Below are 7,250 nucleotides of genomic sequence, written 5' to 3'. Positions count from 1 at the left end.
GTGGACGCGGGCGCCGAGCGCGACGAGATCGCCGAGGATCCGCTTTCCCCATCGGCCGCACCCCGCGAGCGCGATGTCGACCGTCGTCGTCATCCGCCGCGAACTCTATCGCCGCGCGGCGGCTCCGGCCCCGAGCATCGTTGCCGCGGAGCGCCGCGCTCCTCTCGGCCGCTTCGCCGGCCATTCGGAGCTCCGGCAGGAACGCCGCGATAAGATCCCGCCTCCATGCGCCCGCCGCCCGTCTCCGCTCCGGTTCCCCCCCTCGCTCCCCGCCGGCCGACCCGGCTCGAGCTCCACGGGCACGTGCGGGTCGACGACTATTTCTGGCTGCGCGACCGGAACGACCCGGAGGTCGCCGCGTACCTCGAGGCGGAGAACCGCTATGCGGAGACGATCATGGCGCCGACCACCGCTCTCCAGCAGACGCTCTACCGCGAGATGGTCGGCCACATCCGCGAAACCGACCTCACGGTCCCGTACCGGGAAGGCGACTTTTTCTATTACGCCCGCACGGAGGAAGGAAAACAGTACCCGATCTACTGCCGGCGCCGCGAGGCGCTCGACGCGCCGGAGAAAGTGACGCTCGACGTCAACGCGCTCGCTCGCGGGAAGGAGTTCATGGCGATCGGCGATTACGCCGTGTCCGACGACGGCGCGCTCCTCGCCTACTCGACCGACGAAACCGGCGACCGGAGCTACACGCTCCGCGTGAAGGACCTCCGCACCGGCGGGATGCTGCCCGACCGGGTCGAGGACACGGCGGCCGACTCGCTCGTGTGGGCGGCCGACGGAAAGACGCTCTTCTACGCGATGGTCGACGCCGCCAAGCGCCCGTGGCGGTTCTACCGCCGCGTCCTGGGAGAGGCCGCCGGAGAGCTCGTGTACGAGGAGACCGACGAGCGCTTCGACGTCGGCGCGTACCGGTCGCGCAGCGGCCGCTTCGTCTTCCTCCTGTCGGGGAGCCACACGTCCTCGGAGGTGCGGTTCCTCGAGGCGTCCGCGCCGCGGGGAGAATTTCGCCTGATCGCCGCGCGGGACGAGGACCACGAATACGACGTGGACCACCGCGAGGATCTCTTCTACGTCCGGACGAACGGGCGCGATGCGTCGGGACGCCGGGCGCCGAATTTCCGCGTCGTCGTCGCTCCCGCGGCGGACCCCCGGCGCGAGAGCTGGCGCGAGATCGTTCCCGAGCGCGCCGACGTGATGATCGAGGGGATCGACTGCTTCGCCGGGCACGTCGTGCGGTACGAGCGCGAGCGAGGGCTGCCGCGCGTCGTGGTGACGGCCGCCGCGACGGGCGAGTCGCACGCGATCCCCTTCGACGAGGAGGTCTACGCGATCCGGCCGTCCGGCAACCGCGAGTACCGCACCGCGGTGCTGCGCTACGACTTCGAGTCGCTCGTGACCCCCGCGTCGATCTACGACTACGACATGGACGCGCGCCGCGCCGAGCTCCGCAAGGCGACGGTGGTGCCGGGATACGACCCGGCCCTCTACGAGCAGCGGCGCATCGACGCGGTCGCCTCCGACGGCGCGCGCATCCCGATCTCGCTCGTTCACCGGAAAGACGTCCCGCGCGACGGGTCGGCCCCGATGGATCTCTGGGGCTACGGCTCTTACGGGCTGAACTTCCCGATCCGCTTCGATCCGGCGCGTCTGGCGCTCCTCGATCGCGGCTTCGTCTTCGCGGCCGCGCACATCCGCGGCGGTGCGGAGCTCGGGAAGAGGTGGCACGAGGACGGGCGGATGGCGCGCAAGATGAATACCTTCACCGATTTCATCGCGGCCGCCGAGCACCTGATCGCCCTCGGGTACACCTCTGCCGAGAAGCTCGTCGCGGAAGGACGCAGCGCCGGAGGGCTGCTGATGGGCGCCGTGATCAACCTGCGCCCCGACCTCTTCCGCGCGATCGTCACCGCGGTTCCGTTCGTCGACGTCCTGAGCACGATGCTCGATCCGTCGCTCCCGCTGACCGTGACCGAGTACGAGGAGTGGGGAAACCCCAACGAAGCGGAGGCCTACCACTACATGCGCCGGTACTCCCCCTACGACAACGTCGACGCGCGGGCGTATCCGGCGATGCTCGTGAAGACGGCGTTGAACGACAGTCAGGTCCCGTACTGGGAGCCGGCGAAGCTCGTGGCGAAGCTCCGCGCGGTCAAGACCGACGACCGCGCGCTGCTCTTGAAGACGAACATGTCCGCCGGGCACGGCGGCGCATCCGGGCGGTACGATTCGCTCCGCGAGCGCGCGTTGGACGTGGCGTTCATTTTGAGGGAGTTGAGTATCGAGGACTGAGGGGTTTGGCTCGATCCGTGTGACTCGATTACAGGCGACGACGAGGCGCGCAGAGACGCGAGCGAGGCGGTGGGCCGTCCGCGGCGGCTCCCGATCGGGACTTTCGCATCGCGGAGAGCTTTCGCCGAAGGGTGTCGAGCGCCGAGCCGAAGGCTCGGCCGCGAAGCGGCCGGCGCGTCAGCTCCGAGCGCGCCGATCGCCGCGCACGCCAGTGCGCGAGTGATCGAGGCGAAGGCTCCGCAATGCGGGAGCGAAAGCGTCGGCGAAGGGGGTGGCGGCGGCGCGGCCGAGTCGCTCGTTCGACGAGCCGTGCCGCCGTCACGCGCTCCCGGTCCCCGAGCCAGCTCCCGCGACGGTCTTGCCGCGGCGGCTACTTCTTGCGCGTGTACGCGATCTCCATCATCTTGAACATCTTTCCGTCCGGGCCGGGGGACCACATCTCGTAGACGTTGTGATCCGCGTCGACGATGCGGAGCGTCGACCGGACCGTCAGCTCCCGTCCGCCGACGAAGTCGTCCATCTTTCCCTCCATGGAGAGCACCTTGCCGGCGGCGTCGGCCGTGCCCGCCATCGAGAGGATCGACGTGCCCATGTTGTCCATCCACGTCGCGAGGTACTGCTTCTTGTAGTTGTCGTAAGCCGTGTAGCCGAGTCCGGAGAACGGCTGCCCCATGAACGACCCTTCGTGCTTCTGCTGGAGATAGCGGCCGCCCAGCACCCAGGAGGTCTCCGAGACGCCATCCGAGACGATGGGAGCGCTTCCCGGCGCCATCCAGGACGAGATCCTGGCGTTCCACGTTCCGACGAGCGGCTCGAGGGCCTTGTGCCCCGGCCCCGGCGTGGCGAATTTCATCCAGGCGTCCATCATGGCCTTCTGGTCGGGAGCGGCCGCCGGCGCCGGGTTGTCGCCGGCCACGGCGAAGGCGGCGGTCAGGACGACGAGAACCCCGGACAGGATCGATCTGCGGTGCATTTTTCCCTCCTCCATCGGGGGGATTCTAACCCCGCATGGCACGTCGCTTGCGCGTTGGCGCTGGAGGAGGTGAGTCATGCCGCGGTCGCGGGATAAGGAAGGAAAGAAGGTGCGATACGCGGTCGTCGGGCTCGGCTACATCGCCCAGGCGGCGGTGCTCCCGGCCTTCGAGCACGCCGCCAACTCCGAGCTCGCGGCGCTCGTGTCCGACGACCCCGAGAAGCTGAAGAAGCTCGGGCGAAAGTACTCCGTCGAGCACCGGCGTTCATACGCCGACTACGACGCGCTGCTGGCGAGCGGAGAGATCGACGCCGTCTACATCGCGCTGCCGAACAGCATGCATCGGGAGTACGCCGTGCGCGCGGCGCAGGCCGGCGTGCACGTCCTGTGCGAGAAGCCGATGGCGGTCACCGAAGGGGAGTGCCGGGACATGATCCGCGCGGCGGCCCAGGCCAACGTGCGGCTGATGGTCGCGTATCGCCTCCATTTCGACGCCGCGAATCTCGCGGCCGTCAATGCCGTCGAGTCGGGAACGATCGGCGAGCCGCGGATCTTCGATTCGGTGTTCACGATGCAGGTCCGCGACGAGGGCAACATTCGGTTGAAGCGGGGCATGGGAGGGGGGACGCTGTACGACATCGGGATCTACTGCATCAACGCCGCGCGATACCTTTTCCGGTCCGAGCCCGAAGAGGTCGCGGCGTTCTCGGGGTCGAGCGACGATCCGCGCTTCTCCGAAGTGGACGAGATGACGAGCGCGATGCTCCGTTTTCCCGGCGCCCGCCTGGCGGGGTTCTCCTGCAGCTTCGGCGCGGCGGACTCCGGCGCGTATGACCTCGTCGGGACCGAGGGGCGCCTGCGCCTCGATCCGGCCTACGAGTACGCGGCACAAATGACGCTCACCACGGCCGCGAGAGGAAAAACTTCCCGCCGGACGTTCGCCAAACGCGACCAGTTCGGCCCGGAGCTCGTCTACTTCTCCGACTGCGTGCGCGGAGAGCGCGATCCGGAGCCGGACGGCCGGGAAGGGCTCGCCGACGTCCGGGTGATCCGCGCCCTCTACGAGTCGGCGAGGACGAAGAAGCCCATGCGGCTCGACGCGTTCGAGAAGGACACGCGACCCGAGCCGGACCAGGAGATCCGCCGGAAGGGAATCCGGGAGCCGAAGTTCGTGCACGCGGAACCGCCAGGGGGCGGATAGGCGCGGCAGACCTGAAGCGCAGGCGCGCTCGCGCGGCGGAGAGACCGATTGCCGCGCCTCGGCGACGGCCTTGAAGTTCCCGGCAAAGCACGACTCGCGGCACGGGCCGAGCTCCGACGGGTCGAAGGAGCAGCACCGGCGCCGCGAATAGAATGGAGCGGGAGGCGCCCATGATTCGCCGTTTGATGGCCGGACTCGTCGCGATCGGCTGCACCGCGCTTCTGTCGGCGCAGGCCGACCGGGGCGGCCGGCTCGGGAATCTCGATTTTCCGACGTCGACCCAATCGCCCGCCGCGCAGGCGGCGTTCGTCCGAGGCGTCCTCCTCCTCCACAGCTTCGAGTACGGGGACGCGGCGGCCGAGTTCCGGCGCGCGGAGTCGCTCGACCCCGGCTTCGCGATGGCGTACTGGGGGGAGGCGATGACGGAGAACCATCCCGTCTGGAACCAGCGAAACGCGAAAGCGGCGCGTTCGGCGCTCGACAAGCTCGCCCCGACGCCGCAGGCCCGTCTCGCCCGCGCGCCGACGCCGAGGGAGAAGGGATACCTGCACGCGGTCGAGGTCCTCTTCGCCCACGGCGATAAGAAGGAGCGCGACCGCGCGTACGCCGAGGAGATGCGAAGGCTCCACGAAGCCAACCCGAAAGACGACGAGGCGACCCTCTTCTACGCCCTTGCGCTCCTCGGGAGCTGCGAGGGGGAGCGCGACGTTCCCGTCTACGAAAAGGCGGGAGCGCTCGCTTCCGAGGTTTTCGCGCGCCGGCCCGACCATCCCGGCGCCGCGCATTACGTGATCCACAGCTACGACGATCCCGCGCATGCCGCGCGGGCGCTTCCCGCGGCGCGGGCGTACTCGAAGATCGCGCCCGCGGCGACCCACGCCCTCCACATGCCCTCTCACATCTATCTCGCGCTCGGGATGTGGGACGACGTCGTCGCGTCCAACGAGGCGTCGTGGAAGGCTTCCGGCCAGACGAGCTACCACGCCCTGCAGTGGCTCCAGTACGCGTACCTCCAGGAAGGAAGAAAGGAAGACGCCGCGCGGTGCCTCGCGGAGATGGAGCGGGCGACCTCGCGCGATCCCTCCGAGCGCGCGTGGGACCACCTCGCCTGGATCCGGGCCGCGGCGATCGTCGACGCGCCGCAGGACGCCGCCGCCGCGGCGATCCGGATCGCCCCGGAGAAGCTCTCGGCCCGCGCCCGCGCGACCGACGCATTCGCCGCGGGATACGCGGCGCTCCACGGGGAAAAGCCGGAATCGGTGAAACAGGCGGTCGCCGATCTCGAAAAGCTCGCGGGAGAGGCCGGAGAGGAAAAGGACGACGCGTCGATCCTCCGCGACGAGCTGCGGGGAGCGCTGCTCGCGCGCGAGGGACGGACGGAAGAAGCGGTCCGTCTCCTCGAGGACGCGGCGGATCGCGAAGAGAAGATGCCCTACGGCTTCGGTCCGCCCGATCCGGTGAAGCCGGCGCGCGAGCTTCTCGGCGACGTTCTCCTCTCCGCGGGCCGCAAGACGGAAGCGCGCAGCGCGTTCCAGGCGGAGCTCGAGCGGGCGCCGAAACGCCGGCTCTCCGCCGAGGGGTTGAAAGCCGCGTCCGAATAGGCGTGGCGGACCCGCGAGGGGATTGACCGCGGAGCAGATCCTTCGGTTCGCGCCTCCGACAGTCGGCGCTCTCTCCCGCCTTCGCTGAAGCTGCGGCGTGGCAGGCAGGATGAGCATTGCGCACTCACACGGGTGAGTGCTGCACGCTCACTTGTGTTTGAAGCCCTGGATCTCGCGCTCGTGCTTTTCGGCGGCGGCGCGCGTCTTGAACGTCCCGAGATTGCGGCGCTTCCCGGATCTCTCGTCCTTCTTGCGGGAGTAGATGCGGTACTCGCCCGATTTCAGCTTCCGGATCATGCCGAAGGACGCGTGCAATCCGGATGCCGCCTGGACCGTTCAGGCCCGCGAACAGCGCAGCGGTTTCTTCGGCGGCGGGCGCCGCGCGGCGCAGCGGGAAATTGCCGGCTTCGCGCCGCCCGTGCAGACTTCCCGAATTCCTTCGACGGCGGCGAGAATCGATCGGCGGACGCCCGGCTCCATCCGCGAGAGCACGGTGCCGTAGAGAATGCCGATGCTGGCGACGTTCTCCGCCGCGTGGATCCAGGCCGACGCCGCGCGCCCCAGCGCTCCCCCCGGCTCGCCCCCCGCGCCGGCCTCGCGCAGGCTCCGATTGTCGCCGTAGACGGTCGAGCCGACGATCGCCGCAAGCGCAATCACCCCGGCTCTCCGTAGCCATCCGCCGCCGTTCACGAGCCGAATCCGAATCGCCATGGCCGCCTCCTCCCCTACATACGCGCGAAATCGGCGCCGGTTTCTCTCCCGGCGCCGTCCTCCCGCGGGGACGCCGAGCGAGCTGGCTGAACGGAGTTCGGAGCTTGCGTCATGCCGCCGGTCTGGCTCGACGCGGCTCAGGCTGTAGCTGAGCCACCGCCCAGGTGTGCTCTCAACTTCGCGATCAGAGCGATTCCCCGGGGCCCACCGCATCGCGGAGAGCTTTTGTCCGAAGTAACCGAGGCTAAAACTCCCGCGACGGTATCGCCGCGTCCTTTTCGATCGATTCTGCCGAACTCCCGCTCGTTTGCGACGACTTCGAGGCGCGGTGAGACGTGCGGGAAGACGCGTTCGGCGGCCCGGGCGACGGCAAAGGCGTACCGAAAGCGTACGTCGTGCCGGCGTCCGAGGCCGACGGACGCGTATAACGGCGCGTATCGCCGCGCCAGCCCCCAAAAAAAAG

Annotated in this window: 6 protein-coding genes; 3 read left to right on the top strand and 3 right to left on the bottom strand. The window is 69.1% G+C overall.

The window, feature by feature from the left end; translation table 11 throughout:
* The first annotated feature begins 225 nt into the window (after positions 1–225).
* Complete coding sequence (locus tag VKH46_00345) at positions 226–2,301, top strand: S9 family peptidase (GenBank protein ID HKB69264.1); 2,076 nt, start codon at positions 226–228, stop codon at positions 2,299–2,301.
* 370 nt (positions 2,302–2,671) lie between these two features.
* Here the strand turns inward: VKH46_00345 and VKH46_00340 are convergent, their stop codons facing one another.
* A complete protein-coding gene (locus VKH46_00340; GenBank protein ID HKB69263.1) occupies positions 2,672–3,289 on the bottom strand; it encodes a DUF1579 domain-containing protein in 618 nt (205 codons plus the stop codon).
* Between the two features lie 61 nt (positions 3,290–3,350).
* On the opposite strand from VKH46_00340, the gene VKH46_00335 reads away from it, so the two are divergent.
* Together VKH46_00335 and VKH46_00330 are read left to right on the top strand one after the other, a co-directional pair.
* Positions 3,351–4,475: a Gfo/Idh/MocA family oxidoreductase gene (locus VKH46_00335; GenBank protein HKB69262.1), complete on the top strand. Its 1,125-nt coding sequence runs from the start codon at positions 3,351–3,353 to the stop codon at positions 4,473–4,475.
* Positions 4,476–4,660: 185 nt separating this feature from the next.
* Positions 4,661–6,076 carry a hypothetical protein gene (locus tag VKH46_00330; protein ID HKB69261.1) on the top strand — a complete coding sequence of 472 codons (1,416 nt, stop codon included), beginning with the start codon at positions 4,661–4,663 and terminating at the stop codon, positions 6,074–6,076.
* Positions 6,077–6,223: 147 nt separating this feature from the next.
* On the opposite strand, the gene VKH46_00325 is transcribed toward VKH46_00330, so the two are convergent.
* Together VKH46_00325 and VKH46_00320 are read right to left on the bottom strand one after the other, a co-directional pair.
* Positions 6,224–6,373: a hypothetical protein gene (locus tag VKH46_00325; GenBank protein ID HKB69260.1), complete on the bottom strand. Its 150-nt coding sequence runs from the start codon at positions 6,371–6,373 to the stop codon at positions 6,224–6,226.
* A 39-nt stretch (positions 6,374–6,412) separates the two neighbouring features.
* Positions 6,413–6,787: a hypothetical protein gene (locus VKH46_00320; GenBank protein HKB69259.1), complete on the bottom strand. Its 375-nt coding sequence runs from the start codon at positions 6,785–6,787 to the stop codon at positions 6,413–6,415.
* Positions 6,788–7,250 lie beyond the last annotated feature (463 nt).

This window comes from Thermoanaerobaculia bacterium (assembly GCA_035260525.1).
Lineage (GTDB): Bacteria > Acidobacteriota > Thermoanaerobaculia > UBA5066 > DATFVB01 > DATFVB01.
This window is presented reverse-complemented; position numbering and strand designations above follow the sequence as displayed.